Here is a 16,453-nt window from a genome sequence, read left to right on the forward strand (position 1 = left end):
GCCCCCTCCCGCTGCGATGGAAAGACGGGAGCGGCCGTTCGACCCGATGCCGAAGCCGACCGGCCCCTCGGAGGAAGAGGGCGGGCCACGGCGGCCCGATGCCGGCTCGCCCGAGCGGGACAACCTCCTCAAGCGCATGCGCCGCGTGGACCCCAAGCAGGCGGAGCGCTACCGGCAACGGACCGGGGAGTAAGCGTGAACGGTGAAGCGTGAAAGGCGAAAGGTGAACGGTAACGGGAGAACGGCGCACAGGGTCAGGGGGATGGCGAGCGGCCGCACCGTCCCGATCCTCGTAGCGTACATTTCACGGTTCGCGGTTCACATTTCACGGTGATTCAGATGGGCATGCAGGGCGATTTTCTCCGGTTGTTGAAGGAGCAGGGCTACCGGCTGCCGGCCGCGGACGGGGGCGCGCCGGGCGCCTCGTCGGAGTTCCCCAGCGGCACGACGATCCTGGCCGTGAAGTACCGCGACGGCGTGCTCGTGGCGGGCGACCGTCGCGCGACCGCCGGCACCACCGTGATGTACGACCGCACCGACAAGGTGCTGGAGCTGGACCGGCACAGCGTCATGGCGATCGCCGGCGTCCCGGCCACCGCCTACGAGATGGCCCGCGTGCTGGAGCATTCCTTCAAGTACTACCGCCGCAGCCAGCTCCAGGATCTCAGCTTCGAGGGCAAGCTGCGCGCGGTCTCCAAGCTGCTCAAGGACAACGTGCCCGCGGCGCTGGCCGGCACGGGCGCGGTCGCGCCGATCTTCGCGGGCTACGACCTCGACCAGGGCGCGGCGAAGATCTTCTTCTACGACATCCTGGGCGCGGAGTTCGAGGGCGCGGAGTACGCCGTGTCCGGCTCCGGGTCGCCGACGATCCGGGGCATCCTGCACTATCTGAACAGTTGGAGCGGGCGGCCGCTCGCCGCCCTCCCCGAGGAGGAGGCGGTGATCCAGGCGCTCCGGCTGCTGACCTGCGCAGCCGAGTTCGACAGCGCGACGGGCGGCGTCAATCGCGACGCCGACCTCTACCCGGTGGTCAAGCTGATCACGGCGAGCGGCCTCGCGACCGTGCCGGGCGACCGGCTCAAGCATCTCTTCGCAACGCAGGTGGCCCGCCATGTATGAAGAGCCCTACCGGTGGGTGGAGGCCGTCGGCAACCGGCGGTCGTACCTCGACGAGCAGTTCAAGCGGGGCAGCCCGGTCGTCGGCCTCGCCTACGCGGAAGGGCTCCTGCTGTTCACGGTCAGCCGCGGCACGCCCAAGCTCTACGAAGTCTACGACCGCATCGGCCTGGGTGGCATGGGCCATCCCGCCGACCTGGAGAAGTTGCGCTTCAGCCTGCTCGACCTCGCGCACGTGGAGGGGTTCAACCGCTCGCCCTCGGACGTGACCGCCGCGAGGCTGGTCAAGTACGGCCTCGCCCCCGTCGTCAAACAGGCCTTCGAGGAGATCTTCAAGGCGCCCTTCATCGTCAAGCTGCTGCTCGCGGAGCTGGGCACGAAGCCGGGCCGGGAGGCGTTCCTGACCGTGAACTACGACGGCGCGTTCGAGGAGGCCGCGCAGGCGGCCGTCCTGGCCGCCACGCCGGCGATCGAGGCCGCGATGCTCGCCTACCTCAAGCGGACGAGGCCAGCCGCGCCTGCCTCGCTGGAGCAGGCGCTGGGCCTCGCCGGCCGCGCCTGGGCGCTCGGCTCGCTCACGCAGGCCGCCGAGCCGCGGGAGGGTGACGAGAAGGAAGGCCGGGCCGCCGCGCCCGCCGAGGTCGAGCCGGACGAGGCTGCGCTGCTCGCCCACCTGCGGGAGGTGCTCGCGGACCGGACGATCGAGTGCGCCGTTCTGGAACATCGGATGCCCGGCTCCTCCAAGTACCGCGCCCTGACCGCGGCGGAGCTTTCCCTCTGCCTGCCCCTCGCCGCGCCCTGAGCCCTGATCCTCCGGGTCGTCCATGCTGAACCGCATCTTCGGGCTCGAGACCGAATACGGCCTCCTCATCAACGAGGATCGGCCCGAGCATTCGCCCTCCTGGCTGGCGCGCCGCGTGCGGGACCACCTCTTCCACGTCCAGCAGCGCGGCGTCCTCGACCTCCATCACCGCGGGCACGACGAGCCGCCGGGCAACGGCGGCTTCCTCACCAACGCCGGCCGCGTCTACCTGGACATGGGCCACCTGGAATATGCCTCGCCGGAGTGCGGCACGCTCTTCGACCTCCTCGCCGCCGACCGGGCGGGGGACCGGCTGCTGCAGCAGGCGATCGAGGCGCTGGAGCTGGGCGACCGCGTGGCCCTCTTCAAGAACAACGTGGACCACGAGACCGACGCGACCTTCGGCTGCCACGAAAACTACCTGGTGACCCGCCGCTTTCCCTTCACGCGTCGGGGGCTCGGCCAGCTCGTCCCCTTCCTCGTCACGCGGCAGGTCTTCGCCGGCGCCGGGCGCGTCGGCGCCGCCCAGTCGCCGGACGGCTGGGTCCAGATGGACCGGCTCATCGTGCCGCGCGCCGGCCTGCGCGGCCCGGCCGGCGACCCGGGGGTGACGTTCCAGCTCTCCCAGCGGGCGGACCACATCGTCAACGACTTCTTCGAGTGGGTACAGCAGAACCGCGCCATCGTGAACACGCGGGATGAACCGCTGGCCGACCCCAACCGGTTCCGGCGCATCCATCTGCTGCTCGGCGATTCCAACATGGCGGAGACGGCGACGGCGCTCAAGCTCGGCACGACCGGCCTCGTGCTGCAGCTCATCGAGGAGGGCCATGCGCCGGAGGGATTGGAGCTCCGGGAGCCGGTCGAGGACCTGCAGGAGATCTCGCGCGACCAGGACCGCACCTGGCGCATCACGCTCGCCTCGGGCCGGACCCTGTCCGCCATCGATGTGCAGGAGCAGTACCTGGAGGCGGCGGTGCGGCACTGCCGGGGCCAGGACGAGGAGACCGACTGGGTGCTGGATCAGTGGGAGGCCGTGCTGTGCGACCTGCGGGGCGACTACACGAAGCTCGTCGGGCGGGTGGACTGGGCCTCCAAGCTCTGGCTGCTGGAGACCTTCCGCGAGGCCGAGCAGGTCGGGTGGGACGACCCCTGGCTCAAGAGCCTCGACATGGAGTACCACAACCTCGACCCCATGAAGGGGCTCTACTTCGGCCTGGAGCAAGAAGGCCGGGCACCGCGCCTGACGACGGATTCGGCGGTCGCGCTCGCGCAGGAGCACCCGCCGCGCAACACGAGGGCCTTCGGACGGGGCGAGCTCGTGCGGCACCTGCTGGCCCAGCGCCCGGCCGAGCCCGCCGCCGGCGGTGAGGAGCGCTTGTTCCCGCCCTACGTCATCAACTGGTCGGTCTTCCAACTGCGCGGCCGGCCGCCCTTCCCCATGCCCAACCCCTTCAAGACCTACGTCCAGGAAGTGCGGACCCACCTGGAGGGCTGAGCGCCCCGCTCAGCCCGGCGGCGGGCATCCGTCCTCCACGACGACGAATCGCTCGGCCTCCTCCGCGACGACGGGCGCCACCTGCTGAACGCCGCCATACCGTATTCGGCGTATTGGCGCCGGCGGACGGGGTAGGTGGGCCGGGACGACCTCTGTCATCCCAGCATGATAATGTCCGCTTTCGCCGAGGTAGAAATGTGCTCTGCACGGCTAATGCTGCGTCCCACAAGTTCGTGGCCTCGTCATGCCGGCGGAAGTTGACCCCGGACATGTTCAATCCGGGGCCGGCATCCAGGATCCTGCCACGGCCCTGGATTCCGGCTCGCGGCCGCTCAGCGGCCTTGGCCGGAATGACAATTACGGGACACGACACGAACGGGTTGTGGAAAAACCGTCTTGCGCCGCCTGGAATGCCCGGGGAGACCGCGTCACCGACGATACCAGGCCACGTCGCAGGATGGTCAAACAGGCCATCCAGCAAGGCCGCCTGCCTGTCGGCGGGCGGGCGGCGAGCGAAGAGGCGAGGCGTACTCTTGGCCGTCCGATGAGGCTCCGAGCGACGCGAGCACGCCGCTGGCGGACGTTGTCAGCATCCTGCTAAGAGGACACCTGATAACAGGGACAACCATCAGGGCTTCCGATGCGTCCAAGACGTGCGCCCCTGGGTCAGAATCTGCTTCTCCATGGGGGAGGCGCGGAGCGTGCCGTGCGGGCGTCCAGACCGATCCCGGGCCTGTCGCGCCGAGAAGGCGCGAGGCCGAAGAGCGCACCACCCTGATCCCGGACCGGCCCGCGCCCCGCGGACCCAGGCGCTGAAGGCCGAGCCCCTGTTCTGGGCTATCGGCGCCTCTGGGCGCACCTGCGGGCGTGGACGGGCGGCCGCTCGATCGGAAGCGCGTACTGCGGCTGACGCGGACTCAGGGGCTGCTGGTCGAGCCGAACGCGCGGCCCGGCTGGCCTCACGGGACGACACCGAAACGGCTTGCCCCCTCTGATGGATTGTTCCGACATCGGATTTGGGGAAGAGTCCTCCTGCCCGAGGCCCGATCGAAAGGAGGCCCCCCATGACGCGCAGGTCTCTGTGGTCCTTGACGGCGATCGTCGGGATCGTGGCCCTGGTCCTCCTGGGCCGCGTTTTCCTCACGCACGGCGCGAAGCTCGGCGGCCGGGCCGCGGCGAGGTTTCCCGTCATCGTGGTGCTGGAGGACGAGGCCCCCTTCGAGCAGTACCGGCCGCGGTTCCAGCCGGACGAGCGGGCGCGGGCCCGCCCGGACATCTGGGGCTACGTGGATCGCGCCGTCGCCGGGACGGTCCAAGAGCTCGAGGCCGTCCACGGCTTCCGGGCCGAGCACGTCTACAGCGCGACGATCAAAGGCTTCGCCGCGCGCCTGACGGCGGAGCAGATTCAGCGGCTGGAGGAGCATGACTGGGTCGCCGCCGTGGAGCCGGACGGCACGATGACCGCGATCGTCCAAACCCTGCCCTGGGGCGTGGATCGCGTGGAGGCCGACCTCAGCTCGACCCGGGCCGGGGACGGGAGCGGCGCCATCGAGACGGTGAACGCCTACATCATCGACACCGGCATCGACCGGACGCACCCCGACCTCAACGTGGTCAACCACGTCAATTTCACGGGGCTGCTCGGCGGGGGCAACCAGGACTGCCACGGCCACGGGACTCACGTGGCGGGCACGGTCGGGGCCCGGGATGACGCTGCCGACGTGGTCGGCGTGGCGCCGGGCGTGAAGCTCACCGGGGTGAAGGTGCTCGACTGCCTGGGGACCGGGGCGACCTCCACCGTGATCCAGGGGGTGGACTGGGTCACGGCGAACGGGCGGAAGCCGGCGGTGGCCAACATGAGCCTCGGCGGCTCGACGAGCGACGCGCTGGACAACGCCGTTCGCCGGTCGGCCCAGAGCGGGATCGTGTACGCCGTCGCGGCTGGCAACAGCGGCGCCAACGCCTGCACCGGCTCTCCGGCGCGGGCCGGCGCCGGGACGAACAACGGCATCATCACCGTCGCCGCCACCGACCAGGCCGACCGGGAGGCCTCCTTCAGCAACTTCGGGCCCTGCGTGGACCTCTGGGCGCCCGGCGTGTCCATCCTCTCCACCCGCAACGGCGGCGGGACCACGACCATGTCCGGCACCTCGATGGCCTCGCCCCACGCGGCGGGCGTCGCGGCGCTCCTGCTCAACCAGGACGGCACCCTCACGGCCCCGCTCGTCGAAGGCCAGCTCAAGTTCGACGCCGTCGCGCCCGGCACCGCCAGCAAGGACGGCCGCCCCATCCGCCTCGTCAACGCCTCGCGATCTTAGCGGAGGGCCTCGCACACGGGGAGGAAGTCGGCGCGCCCGCTGCCCGACGCTCCGCGGGGGACGGGCTGGCGCACCGGCGCGCCCGCGGGGTATGATCCGACCCCATGGCGAGCCGGCGGGGCGGGCAGGACTCCGGGGCGAGGTGGCGGTGGCTGCGGGCGGTGGGGGCGGCCGTCTGGCTGCCGGCGCTGGTCGTGGGGCCGTCGGCCGTCGGCTCGACCACCATCGCCGACGAGGCGCCGCCCGGCCTGTCGGTGTCGCTCGACACGGACCGCACGAGCTACCGCCCCGGCCAGCCCGTGCACTTCACGCTCACGCTCACCAACAGGGCCGCCAAGCCGGCGCGGCTCGTCTTCCGGAGCGGGCAACGCTTCGACCTCACGATCCAGGACAAGACGGGCGCGGTGGTCTGGCGCTGGGCCGAGGGCAAGGTCTTCACGATGGCGCTGGCGGAGGAGACGGTCGGCCCCGGCGAGTCGCGCGCCTATTCGGCGGCGTTCACGGGCACCCTGGCGTCGGGCCTCTACTGGGTGCGCGGCGACATCGTCGCGGAGGGCGGGCCGCTCACGGACCGGACGATCGTCACGGTCAAGTAGAGGGGCCTATTTGCCGAGGCGGCGCCGCAAGAGACAGACGAAGGCATAGGCCTGCGCGAGCATGCCCGTGACGATCAGGCCCAACGCCGTCGGCAGCCAGAAGGACTCCCGCTCCTCCAGCCCCTGCATGCCCGCGACGAACCCGGCCGCGATGCACAGGATGCCGACCGTGCGCGCGACCAGGATGTTGGCGGGCATCCGTGGCCGCGAGGCCTTCCCCTCCGGGTCCCGCCGCTCGTCCATGTCCGGCCCCTCCCTTCGCCGTCCGGCGTCCGCGCGACGCCGCGCGGAGGGACCGATCGTCTCAGACCGCGCCGGGGATTGCAACGGCAAACCGTCCGACCCGGCGCGCGGCGCGGCGCCGGGCAGGGGGGACTGATGGACGCCTGGCCCGGCTGTCTCCTGCTCGTCGCGGCGGGCCTCGTCGCCGGCGTGCTGAACGTCGTCGCGGGCGGCGGGTCCTTTCTGACCCTTCCCCTGCTCATCTTCCTCGGCCTGCCGGCGACCGAGGCCAACGGGACGAACCGGGTGGCGATCCTGCTGCAGAGCGTCGGCGCGGTCTGGGGCTTCCACCGGTCCGGCGTCCTGGATTGGCGCGCGCTCGGCTGGGCGGCGGGGCCCGCGACCCTGGGGAGCGTCTTCGGCACCTGGGCCGCGCTGACGGTCGGCGACGAGGCCTTCACGAAGGCCCTCGCGATCCTCATGGTCGTCGTGGCGCTCTGGACCCTCCGGGATCCCCTCGCGGAGCGGGCCGAGCGCGGCGCGGCGGGACGGGCGCCGGTCCGCCCGGCCGGCGCGGCCCTGGGGATCGGCTTCTTCGTCGTCGGCCTCTACGGAGGCTTCGTGTCGGCGGGGGTCGGCTTCCTCTCGCTGGCGGCGACGACGTGGGCGGGGCTGGACCTGGTCCGGGGCAACGCCGTCAAGGTGCTGAGCGTGCTCCTGTTCACGGCCGTCTCGCTCGCCCTGTTCGCCTGGGCCGGCCAGATCCACTGGGCCGAGGGGGTCGCGCTCGCGGTCGGCATGCTGGCGGGGGGGCTGATCGGCGTCCGGCTGACCCTGCGGAAGGGCCATGCCTGGGTCAAGGGCGTGGTGACGGCGACGGTGGTCGCGTTCGCGATCAAGCTGTGGGTGGGAGGCTGAGCGGCTAGCCGATCAGCTCGCGGAGCTTGCGGCGCAGGGCTTCGGGCGCGAAGGGCTTGGCGAGGAACCCGTGGCCGGGCGCGCCGGCGTCCCTCAGCCGCGCGGGGTCCGTGTGGGCCGACATGTACAGCACCTTCGTCTCGGGGCGGTCGGCCGTGATCCGCTCCGCGAGCCGCGGCCCGCTCATGCCGGGCAGCACCACGTCCGCCAGGAGCACGTGGATGGGCCCCTCGTGTCCGCCCGCCAGCGCCAGCGCCTCCTCCGGCGTGGCCGCCTCCAGCACCCGATACCCGCTCACCGAGAGGATCGTCCGCACGAACCTGAGCACGGTCGGCTCGTCCTCCACGAGCAGGATCGTCTCCGAGCCGGCGCTCTGCAGGCCGAGCGGCTCGATCTCCTCCGTCGTGTCCGCCTCGGCGTCGATCCGCGGCAGGTAGACCGCGAAGGTGCTCCCCTGCCCGACGCGGCTGGTGACCTCGATGTGGCCGCCGCTCTGCTCGACGATCCCGTACACCGTCGCCAGGCCCAGCCCCGTGCCCTGGCCCACCTCCTTGGTCGTGAAGAAGGGTTCGAACAGGTGCGACTGGGTCTGCGGGTCCATCCCCGAGCCGGTGTCCGTCACGGAGAGCACCACGTAGGGGCCGGCCGGGGTCGCCGCGTTGGCCGTGCGGATCGTGATGGTCCCCCCCTGCGGCATGGCGTCGCGTGCGTTGACGACGAGGTTCATCGTCACCTGCTCGATCTGGCTGGGGTCGGCCTTCACCCGGCCGAGGGCGGGGTCCAGGACGGTGGTCAGCACGATGGGCCCGTCGAGCAGGCGACGGAGCAGCGCCTCCATGTCCTTCACGACGGCGTTGAGGTCCAGCACCCTGGGCTCCAGCACCTGCTTGCGGCTGAAGGCCAGGAGCTGCTGCGTCAGCGCGGCCGCGCGCTCGCCGGCCTTGTGGATCTCGCGGATGTCCCCGTAGAAGAGCGCCTCCGGGGTCAGGCGGGCGAGCAGGAGCTGGCTGTACCCCTTGATGACCGTCAGCAGGTTGTTGAAGTCGTGGGCGATCCCGCCGGCGAGCCGCCCGATGGCCTCCATCTTCTGCGCCTGTCGCAGGCGCTCCTCCATCTGCCGGCGCACGGTGATGTCGCGGAAGCTCCAGACGCGGCCGATGCACTGGTCGCCGATGCGCTGGGGCAACGAGATGCGCTCGAACAGACGGCCGTCCTTGAATTCCAGGAGGTCGTAGCTCTCGGCTTCCACCTGGCCGTAGAGGCTCCGGACCTTCGCGAGGAAGCCCTCGGGGTCCTTGAGCTGGTCCAGCACGCAGGCGATGGCCTGCCGGTCGTCCCGCGCGGCGAGCACCGACTCGGGGATGCGCCACATCTGGGCGAACCGCCGGTTGTGGCTCACGATGCGGCCCTCCAGGTCCACCACCAAGATCCCGTCCGCGGTGGATTCCAACGTGGCCCGCAGGACCGACAGCGAGTGCTCCAGCTCGGTCGCGGCGCGCGTGCGCTCCAGCTCGGCGGCGGCCCGCGCCGCGAAGATCGTGAGCACGTCCCGCACCTCGACCGCCGCCTTCATCGGCCGGTCGTGCATGACGGCGAGGAGTCCGATCACGCGCCCCGACCGGTCCCGGAGCGCCGTCCCGCAGTAGCTCGCCACCCCGAGCTGCGTGACCAGCCAGTGGGCGGGGAACCGCCCGCGCACGTCCTCCTCGAGGTGGCAGGCCCCGCCCGCCACGACGTCGGCGCAGGGCGAGCCGGCGATGTCGTACTCGAAGTTCGGGAAGATGCCGTCGCCCGCCCAGACGGCGAGCGTCCCCATCCGGCCGCGCTCCGGGTCCTTGATCGCCCCCGCCACGGCATAGCGCACGTGCAGCGCCGAGGCCAGGTGGGTCACCAGGGAACGGAAGAAATCCTCGCCCGTGACCGAGGCGGTCCCGGCGACGATGGCGCGCAACGCCTCCGCCTGGTCGCTGATCTGCCGCCGTGCCTCCTCGATACGGCCCGCCTGCTCGATCACCGTCTCCTCGTGGGTGGACAGGAGTTCCTCCACGGCCGCGAGCCGGGAGCGCGGGCGGACCACGACGACGCCCGTCCGCCGTCGGCGCACGTCGCCGTCCGCGAAGGGCAGCAGCGCGATCTTGGTGCAGAGCGCGAGGGTCTTGAACAGGTCCGCGGTCTCCCGCCCGATGGGGACCCCGGAGAAGAGGATGACGGCGAAGACCTCGTGGCCGGGCAGCAGGCCGCCGAAGCCCAGCACGGAGCTCACCCCGTAGGGAATGACGAAGTCCCGCTGCACCGGTACGTAGGGGCTGCCCACGGCCCTCGGGACGTAGAACACGTTATAGGTGTGCTGCTGGACGTCCACGAGCAGGTCCGTGGACGGCCGGAGCAGCGCGCTCACCTCCACGCCGAACTGGAGGAAGAGCTGGGAGAACATCGGAAACTGGTCGAGGAACTGCTTGCTCGCCAGCGGGATCGCCCGGTAGCGGCGGGAGTTCGCGGGATCGTTCCACTCCGGGCGCCGGCCGGTGGAGGCCAGGAGCGTGAAGCACCGCATGGAGGGCGGATCGGGCGCCCCGCCGAGGACGGCGCGCGCCAGGGCCTGGTCGTCGTGGTTCAGCCGCTCGTAGGGGTGGGTTTTGAAGAGGCGGACCAGCGGGCAGGCCGGCTGGCCGGTTCGCCCGTCCAGGAGGCCGTCGTGGAAGAACCGCGTGATCCGGTCGGCGACCTCGTCGAGCGAGCCGGCGCCCTCGCCCAGGCGGCGCAGGGCGGCTCCGCACTCGGTCATCTCCTTGAGCGTGAAGCGCCTGAAGTCGAACATTGGGCGGCCCCCTCGCCGGGGTCCCCATCATACCTCCATCCGCCCGCGATGGAAACGGCCGGTGCTATAATCCGGCCCGTGCCGATGGGGGGCGGGCGGTCATGGTCTTCTCTGTCGAGGGCTGGCTCGAGGCCTACGGCTATCCGGGCCTCTTCGTCCTGCTGATGCTGGGCATCGTGGGCCTGCCCGTGCCGGACGAAACCCTCCTGGCCTTCGCCGGCTACCTCGTCTTCAAGCGGACGCTCGGCCTGCCGGCCACCCTGCTGGCGGCCTTCCTCGGCACGACCTGCGGCATCACCCTCAGCTACGGGCTCGGCCGGGGCCTGGGGCCGGGGGCGGTCCGCCGCTTCGGGCACCGGCTCCGCGTGACGCCCGAGCACCTGGACCGCGTGCAGGCCTGGTACCGCCGCCACGGGCGCTACGCCCTCTTCCTCGGCTACTTCGTGCCGGGCGTCCGGCACCTCGTCGCCTTCGTGGCCGGCAGCGCGCGCCTGCCGCTCCCCCTCTTCGCCCTCTTCGCCTACACGGGCGGGCTGGTCTGGTCGCTGACCTTCATCCTCCTCGGGTACGGCTTCGGCGAGGAGTGGGCACGGATGTCGGCGGCGCTGCACCGCATCCTGCTCATCCTCGCGGGCGTCGTCGCCGCGGGCCTGCTCGTCGCCGGGTTGGTCCTGCGCCGTCGTGTCCCGGCGCCCTGAGCCATCCTCCCCCTCACAGGACGAACTGCTGGAGGACCGCGGCCAGCCCCAGGAGCGTGGCCGTGACGGCCGGCTGGTTCAGGATGCTCGCGAAGGCGCCCTCGCGGGTGGCCGCGACCTCCTCGATCAGGAGCCGGACCTGCTCGGCGGGCGGGCGGTCGCTCTCTCCTGCCCCCGCGAGGGCGAAGAGCCGGCGCCGGAGCCGCGCGAGGGCCGCCGCCCGCGCCTGTTCCGCGGCGCGTCGCAGGAGCAGGGCGCTGGCGACGGCCGTCGCCGAAAGGAGCCCCCAGACCAGGATGAGGGCCAGGGGCAGGTCCCAGTTGTCGAAGACGCGGTGGCGCGCGACGACCGTCAAGAACAGGGCGACGAACGGGTAGTAGATCAGCCGGTTGACGACCGCCGTATGCGCGGCGATGAATTCGATGTCCAGCCGGTCGGCCAGGTCCACTGGCGCCGTGTTCCACTCCCGCGCCCGCGCGTCGAGCAGGTCCGCGGGCCAGAGGGTCAGCCCTGCGGCCAGCTTGTCGATGAAGCTCTTGCAGAGGCGCGTGGCGTCGAACACGAAGAGCATCAAGGCCGTCAGGGCGAGGACGCCGGCGACGAGGACCAGGGTATCCGTCGTGCAGTTGACCGCCCCGCGGCAGGGGGAGACGCCGGCGCCGAGCGAGCGGAACAGCAGCGCCGCGATCGCGAAGAAGGGAAGGGCGAGCAGCAGCACCCGTCGGACGCGGTGCCGCAGCGCGCCGGCTGCGCGGTACTCGGCCCAGAGCGCAGCGGCGTCCACCGGCCCGGCGGGCCGGGGCGCGCACATCCAGCGGAGCCAGGCCCCTCGCGGCGCGGGTGCCGCCGGACCCTCCAGGCGATAGGCCTGGGTCAGGTCCCGCTCGCTTCGGCGGAGGAGCGCGACCGCGCGAACGAGCAGGCCCAGGCTGAGGCCGGCGGCGAGAGCGCGGAGCGCGATGGTCGGCCAGGTGCTGACCCCGTCGAGGAGGGAGAAGGGCTCGCCGGCCGGCCCGTCCGAGAGGAGCCAGCGCCGGAGCAGCAGGACGCACGTGAGGATCGCCGAGACCGCGAGGGTGCCGGCGGCGAGCGCCCTGAGCCGGCCGGGCCCGGCGGTGACGGCATGGAACCCCCGCCGCACCGCAGCTTGGCAAGGGCCGACGGTCAGCAGGGCCGCCACTGCGGCCGCGAGCAGCAGGCTCCCCGCGGTCAGGAGCAGGCCGAGATGGAAGCGGAGGGGGCCGAGGGCGATGGGCACGCCTACGTTGACGAGGGGGGGCCTGGGCGCGTGCAGACCGGTCGGTGCGGCGGCCGGGTCGTCGAGCGACAGGTCCACCGGCCCCAGCCGGCCGACCTCGAACACCCGGGGCGCGGGCGCGCCGTCGAACGTCCGCGCCGAGAGCGCCGCGTGGAGCGGCGAGGCCGTCGCGCCGTCCGGCCAGACGTGCCCCAGCGCGCGGAGGACCGCGAGGAAGGCGGAGGGCTGGTAGCTGTCCCGGAAGGGCGGCACGTCCTGCTGCAGGTCGTCGTGCAGGCGGAGCCCGAAGTGGGACACGACGATGAGGTTCCGCGTCCAGGCGTATTCCCGGGGATGGGTGAGGCGCTCGTCCAGGTCGGTGGTGAAGAACAGCGCGCGGGGGAACCGCGGGCGCAGGGCCTGGAGGATGAGGAGCTTGTCGTAGGCGTCGGAGCCCAGGACGCCGATCGCGCGGAACTCCTTGCCCTCGGCGCGGAGGTCCGCGGCGAAGGTCTCCATCCGCGTCGCAAGCCGGCGGACGTAGTCGAGCTGGGCCTGTCCCTCCGGCCGCTCCAGCGCGGAGAAGTCCGTGCGCCGGTCCTCGTCCTGCTCCCGGCGGTCTCGTTCCTGGGCGGGCTTCCGACGGGGGGCCGGCTTCCCGTCGTTGTCACGCGGCAGCTCGCCGTCGAGGCCGCGCAGGTAGCTGTAGCGGTGAATCCAGGGGATGGGGTATTCCGCCCGGTGCTCGATCAGCCGACCGAGCGCCTCGGTCGGAGTGGCGCAGCCCGCGATCGGCGGCTCCGCGCGCGCCCGCGCCAGGGCCGAGGCCTTCGCGCAGGCGGCTGCGGCGAACTCCAACGGGAGCGTGCGCCCGTAGAAGGTGTCCCATTCGGACACCAGAGCGATCAGCTGCGTCGGGTCGCCCGGCGTCACGCCCCGCCGCTCCAGCTCGTCCACCAGGGCCGTCGCCAGCCGGTCGTCGGAGGGAGTCGTGTGGGCCAGAGTCACGCCGGCCTCTCCGAGCGCCGCGGCCAGGCGCTCGGCGGTCCACTCGTCGTCGGGCGGCGGTTGCGGTCCGGTGCGGTCCGTCAGGCTGCGGGCGAGCAGGCCGGGCATCGCGGTGGCCCAGGGCGAGTAGAGCGGCAGCCGCCCGTCCGGGGTCGGCCAGCGGGTGCCTCGCATGGGGCCGAGGGCGTCGGCTAGCATGGCGCGCAGCGTCGTGGAGCTGCGGGGCCCGATCAGCGTGAACCGGAGCGACGAGGAAGGGGACCGGCAGCCGTCCATGGTCGGGGCGCGGCAGGCGGTGGCGAGGGCCTCGGCCAGGTCGGACAGGAAGGTGTGCAGCGCCGAAAGCGCCCCGCCGGGCAGGTGGTCGGCGATCGCCTCGTCCTTGAGCCACAGGACGAGGACCGACTGCGCGGGGGCGGAGGCCGGCTCCTCGGCGCCGGGGGCGTCGCAACGGGAGAGCCGGCGCGTGCGGTACCACTCGTAGGCCAGGAGGAGGGCGGGCCCGGCCGGTGGGGTGGGTGACGGGCGGGATGCCGCCGGCGTCCAGGCGACATAGCCGATGTGCTCGGCATCCTCCGGCACGAAGCAGGCGACGCCGAGGGCCGACACCACGGCGTAGCGGTCCCTGACGCGGAGCTCGCCGCCCTCTTCGTAGAGGCTGCCAGCCGTCATGACCAGCAACAACGTGACGGGCCGGCCCTGCCCGGCCGGCTCGCTCAGCCGGTCCGCGACCTCGACGGCGAGCCGGTCGATCTCGTGACGGTGATCCGGCGCGACGAGCAGCCTGACCTCGGACGTTTCCTTCCGGTGCTGCTCCTCGGCCGCCGCGATGGGGTCCTGCCAGAGCCGGGCCGGGACGCGGTGGAGGATCGGCGTTTCGCGCTTCTCGAGTTGGGCGCCGATCGGGCGGGAAGTCTGCAGGGGGCTGTGGGTGATCCAGATGCCGCCCGCGACGACGGCCAGCAGGGCGACGAGGGTCGTAACGGGCAGCTTGGGCTCGCTCCGGTCCGCCGCCATGCTGGTTCCCGGTGGGCCGGGCCGGCTGCGCCGGCCCGGTGTGCGCGGGAACAGTTACAGGACGAGGCGATTTCCGCAATCACCTATAGTGAGGGGGGCCGCCGGGCCGGCCCTACCCTCCTGTGATCTTGACGATGCGCTTGACCTTCTCCACGAGCGCGGTGAGCGCCGCGGCGAGCGCGATCACCATCCGGGCGACCCGCGCGCCGGCGGTGGCGGGCAGCAGGAAGCTCGCGATGAACGCGGCGAACTGCAGCCCCAGCTTGACGTAATCGAACCAGCTCAGCTCATCGAGCACCTCCGCGACGATCTCGCTCAGGGCGCCGGAGGCGCCGAGCACGGTCAGGAAATCAATGATGGCCTCGGCCTTGCCGGCCACCGTCCCCCGCGCGTCGCCGAGGACCTTGAGGAGCTTCTTGAAGGCCTCGCGGACCGACGGGGATTTCAGCGAGCCCCGCACCGCCTCAGCCAGCTTCCCCAGCGGCACGTTGGGGAGCGTCAGGCCGGCCAGCGAGGCGAGGAGGCCCAGGATCTCGACAAGGAAGGACACGGCCAGCAGGATCAGCGCCTCGTCGTCGTAGACCTTGGGGTCGTCCTTCGGGTCCTGCGGCCGGCCGGTCCCGCCGCCGCCTCCCCCGTCGGCCGGGATCATCGGGGCGAGCACGATCAGGCTCTTCGCCTGGTTATCGAAGGCGCTGTAGACGTTCCCGACGACGGCCGCCGTGAAGTCCCTGCTCTGGTTGAAGAGGTCCAGGGCGGGGTCGCGGTCGGGGCTCGCGTACCGGGCTCGAACGGTCTGGACGGCGGTCTCGACCAGTTCGTCGAGCAGCGCTGGGTCCGGGTCGGGGTTCTCCCCGCGGCGCGCCTCCAGGAAGGCGGGCAGGGCCTCGCGCACCTTCTGCCGGATAAAAGCCTGGTCCTCGGCGGAGAGGGTGACGGTCGGCGGGGGCCCCGGCGGGGAAAACGCGGTCGCCTCCAGGCCCGCGGGAAAGTCGCGTAGGAGGGGTCGAATCTCGTCGAGAAAGGCCTGGACCTCCGGGTCCTGTGCCAGTTGCGCGAGGACCGGCTCCAGCTCGCGGGCGTCGCCCTCGAAGATCCGGACCCGTCCCGAATGGTGGATGCAGCCGGGCGGGGAGGGAGCCGCCTCCGCCCTGTGCGCCGGCCGGAGCAGGCCGCCGAGCGTCGCCGCGGCGCCGGCCGCGCCCAGGCCTCCCAGGCCCAGGAGAAAGGCCCGTCTCGACGTGGCGCCCGTCCCCTTCCTGTTCCGTCCTCGTCGGTCCTGCTTCGCGTCGCCGTCACGCCGATGGTGCGTCATGGCCGTCCTCCTTCCCTGGAGCGTTGGCGGTGGAGGGTCTGGACCAGCGCGCGAACCGTACGGCCCTCCTCGCGACGGCACAAGCCGGACAATGTGCGTGATCGGAAGCGGGCCCTGGAATGGGAGCTGATGCCCGGCCGTTCTGCTATACTCCCGCGCGATGGCACGTCTGGCCGGCAAGGTCGCGATCGTCACGGGGAGCAGCAGCGGGATCGGCAAGGCGATCGCGCTGCGCTTCGGCGAGGAGGGCGCGCGCGTCGTGGTCGCCGCGCGCCGCGCCGACCTCTGCGAGCGGGTCGCGGCGCGCATCCGCGAGGGGGGCGGGGAGGCCGTCGCCGTGCCGACGGACGTGACCGACGAGGCGCAGGTGGAGCGGCTGATCGCCGAGACCGTCCGGCGCTTCGGCCGCCTGGACATCCTGGTGAACAACGCGGGCATCGGCGGCGGGGGCCGGGTCGCCGACATGAGCACCGAGGACTTCGACCGCGTCCTCGACACGAACCTGCGCGGGACCTTCTTCTGCTGCCGGGCCGGCTTCCGGCAGATGGCCCGGCAGGGCGGCGGCGTGATCTTGAACATGTCGAGCGTCGCGGGCGTGGATGCCTGGGCCGGCACGGCCGCCTACAGCGCGTCCAAGCACGGCATCCTGGCGCTCAGCAAGGCGCTGGCGGACGAGGGGCGGTCCTGCGGGATCAAGGTCTCCGCGATCTGTCCCGGCGGCGTGGCCGATGAGCTGGTGGACGCGACGCCGGCCGAGATCGAGCGGAGCGGGAAGATCAGCCCCTTCGACGTGGCGGAGACGGCGGTCTACCTCGCCACGCTCGGGCCCAACACGGTCGTTCACCGCGTCGTCCTCGACCGGCTGGGCGCCGACTGGTCATAAGGGAGCA

Annotated in this window: 13 protein-coding genes; 9 read left to right on the forward strand and 4 right to left on the reverse strand. The window is 72.1% G+C overall.

Going from position 1 to position 16,453, the window contains the following annotated elements; genetic code table 11:
* Positions 1 to 16: 16 nt before the first annotated feature.
* The 6 genes from AC1U7O_RS13365 (at position 17) to AC1U7O_RS13390 (ending at position 6,330) form a co-directional block, all read left to right on the forward strand.
* Positions 17 to 193 carry a ubiquitin-like protein UBact gene (locus AC1U7O_RS13365; RefSeq protein ID WP_479895293.1) on the forward strand — a complete coding sequence of 59 codons (177 nt, stop codon included), beginning with the start codon at positions 17 to 19 and terminating at the stop codon, positions 191 to 193.
* A 146-nt stretch (positions 194 to 339) separates the two neighbouring features.
* Complete coding sequence (locus AC1U7O_RS13370) at positions 340 to 1,119, forward strand: proteasome subunit alpha (RefSeq protein ID WP_479895294.1); 780 nt, start codon at positions 340 to 342, stop codon at positions 1,117 to 1,119.
* Positions 1,112 to 1,918 (forward strand): proteasome subunit alpha, encoded by an 807-nt coding sequence (locus AC1U7O_RS13375; RefSeq protein ID WP_479895295.1) that lies wholly within the window; start codon positions 1,112 to 1,114, stop codon positions 1,916 to 1,918. Before AC1U7O_RS13370 ends, AC1U7O_RS13375 begins: the two co-directional genes overlap by 8 nt.
* A 22-nt stretch (positions 1,919 to 1,940) precedes the next feature.
* Complete coding sequence (locus AC1U7O_RS13380) at positions 1,941 to 3,416, forward strand: proteasome accessory factor PafA2 family protein (RefSeq protein WP_479895296.1); 1,476 nt, start codon at positions 1,941 to 1,943, stop codon at positions 3,414 to 3,416.
* A gap of 1,064 nt (positions 3,417 to 4,480) precedes the next feature.
* On the forward strand, positions 4,481 to 5,734 hold the full coding sequence (locus AC1U7O_RS13385; RefSeq protein WP_479895297.1) for a S8 family peptidase: 1,254 nt from the start codon (positions 4,481 to 4,483) through the stop codon (positions 5,732 to 5,734).
* 104 nt (positions 5,735 to 5,838) lie between these two features.
* Positions 5,839 to 6,330, forward strand: coding sequence for a DUF7974 family protein (locus tag AC1U7O_RS13390; protein ID WP_479895298.1), 492 nt, complete (start codon positions 5,839 to 5,841; stop codon positions 6,328 to 6,330).
* 6 nt (positions 6,331 to 6,336) lie between these two features.
* Here the strand turns inward: AC1U7O_RS13390 and AC1U7O_RS13395 are convergent, their stop codons facing one another.
* Positions 6,337 to 6,573, reverse strand: coding sequence for a hypothetical protein (locus AC1U7O_RS13395; protein ID WP_479895299.1), 237 nt, complete (start codon positions 6,571 to 6,573; stop codon positions 6,337 to 6,339).
* Between the two features lie 135 nt (positions 6,574 to 6,708).
* Between AC1U7O_RS13395 and AC1U7O_RS13400 the strand changes: the two genes are divergently transcribed.
* Positions 6,709 to 7,470, forward strand: a complete 762-nt coding sequence (locus AC1U7O_RS13400) for a sulfite exporter TauE/SafE family protein (protein WP_479895300.1) — start codon at positions 6,709 to 6,711, stop codon at positions 7,468 to 7,470.
* A 4-nt stretch (positions 7,471 to 7,474) separates the two neighbouring features.
* On the opposite strand, the gene AC1U7O_RS13405 is transcribed toward AC1U7O_RS13400, so the two are convergent.
* Entirely contained in the window at positions 7,475 to 10,288 is a 2,814-nt protein-coding gene (locus tag AC1U7O_RS13405; RefSeq protein WP_479895301.1) for an ATP-binding protein, read from the reverse strand.
* A 101-nt stretch (positions 10,289 to 10,389) separates the two neighbouring features.
* On the opposite strand from AC1U7O_RS13405, the gene AC1U7O_RS13410 reads away from it, so the two are divergent.
* A complete protein-coding gene (locus tag AC1U7O_RS13410; RefSeq protein ID WP_479895302.1) occupies positions 10,390 to 10,986 on the forward strand; it encodes a DedA family protein in 597 nt (198 codons plus the stop codon).
* 13 nt (positions 10,987 to 10,999) lie between these two features.
* On the opposite strand, the gene AC1U7O_RS13415 is transcribed toward AC1U7O_RS13410, so the two are convergent.
* Positions 11,000 to 14,248, reverse strand: coding sequence for a hypothetical protein (locus AC1U7O_RS13415; protein ID WP_479895303.1), 3,249 nt, complete (start codon positions 14,246 to 14,248; stop codon positions 11,000 to 11,002).
* Positions 14,249 to 14,360: 112 nt separating this feature from the next.
* Positions 14,361 to 15,563, reverse strand: a complete 1,203-nt coding sequence (locus AC1U7O_RS13420; protein ID WP_479895304.1) for a hypothetical protein — start codon at positions 15,561 to 15,563, stop codon at positions 14,361 to 14,363.
* Between the two features lie 160 nt (positions 15,564 to 15,723).
* On the opposite strand from AC1U7O_RS13420, the gene AC1U7O_RS13425 reads away from it, so the two are divergent.
* Positions 15,724 to 16,446 carry an SDR family NAD(P)-dependent oxidoreductase gene (locus AC1U7O_RS13425; protein WP_479895305.1) on the forward strand — a complete coding sequence of 241 codons (723 nt, stop codon included), beginning with the start codon at positions 15,724 to 15,726 and terminating at the stop codon, positions 16,444 to 16,446.
* Positions 16,447 to 16,453: the final 7 nt, after the last annotated feature.

It is taken from the genome of Candidatus Nitrospira neuquenensis, assembly GCF_979578155.1.

Coding starts and splice junctions, on each gene's coding strand:
- AC1U7O_RS13365 (WP_479895293.1), top strand. CDS start 17: ATGGAAAGACGGGAGCGGCCGTTCGACCCGATGCCGAAGCCGACCGGC.
- AC1U7O_RS13370 (WP_479895294.1), top strand. CDS start 340: ATGGGCATGCAGGGCGATTTTCTCCGGTTGTTGAAGGAGCAGGGCTAC.
- AC1U7O_RS13375 (WP_479895295.1), top strand. CDS start 1,112: ATGTATGAAGAGCCCTACCGGTGGGTGGAGGCCGTCGGCAACCGGCGG.
- AC1U7O_RS13380 (WP_479895296.1), top strand. CDS start 1,941: ATGCTGAACCGCATCTTCGGGCTCGAGACCGAATACGGCCTCCTCATC.
- AC1U7O_RS13385 (WP_479895297.1), top strand. CDS start 4,481: ATGACGCGCAGGTCTCTGTGGTCCTTGACGGCGATCGTCGGGATCGTG.
- AC1U7O_RS13390 (WP_479895298.1), top strand. CDS start 5,839: ATGGCGAGCCGGCGGGGCGGGCAGGACTCCGGGGCGAGGTGGCGGTGG.
- AC1U7O_RS13395 (WP_479895299.1), bottom strand. CDS start 6,573: ATGGACGAGCGGCGGGACCCGGAGGGGAAGGCCTCGCGGCCACGGATG.
- AC1U7O_RS13400 (WP_479895300.1), top strand. CDS start 6,709: ATGGACGCCTGGCCCGGCTGTCTCCTGCTCGTCGCGGCGGGCCTCGTC.
- AC1U7O_RS13405 (WP_479895301.1), bottom strand. CDS start 10,288: ATGTTCGACTTCAGGCGCTTCACGCTCAAGGAGATGACCGAGTGCGGA.
- AC1U7O_RS13410 (WP_479895302.1), top strand. CDS start 10,390: ATGGTCTTCTCTGTCGAGGGCTGGCTCGAGGCCTACGGCTATCCGGGC.
- AC1U7O_RS13415 (WP_479895303.1), bottom strand. CDS start 14,248: ATGGCGGCGGACCGGAGCGAGCCCAAGCTGCCCGTTACGACCCTCGTC.
- AC1U7O_RS13420 (WP_479895304.1), bottom strand. CDS start 15,563: ATGACGCACCATCGGCGTGACGGCGACGCGAAGCAGGACCGACGAGGA.
- AC1U7O_RS13425 (WP_479895305.1), top strand. CDS start 15,724: ATGGCACGTCTGGCCGGCAAGGTCGCGATCGTCACGGGGAGCAGCAGC.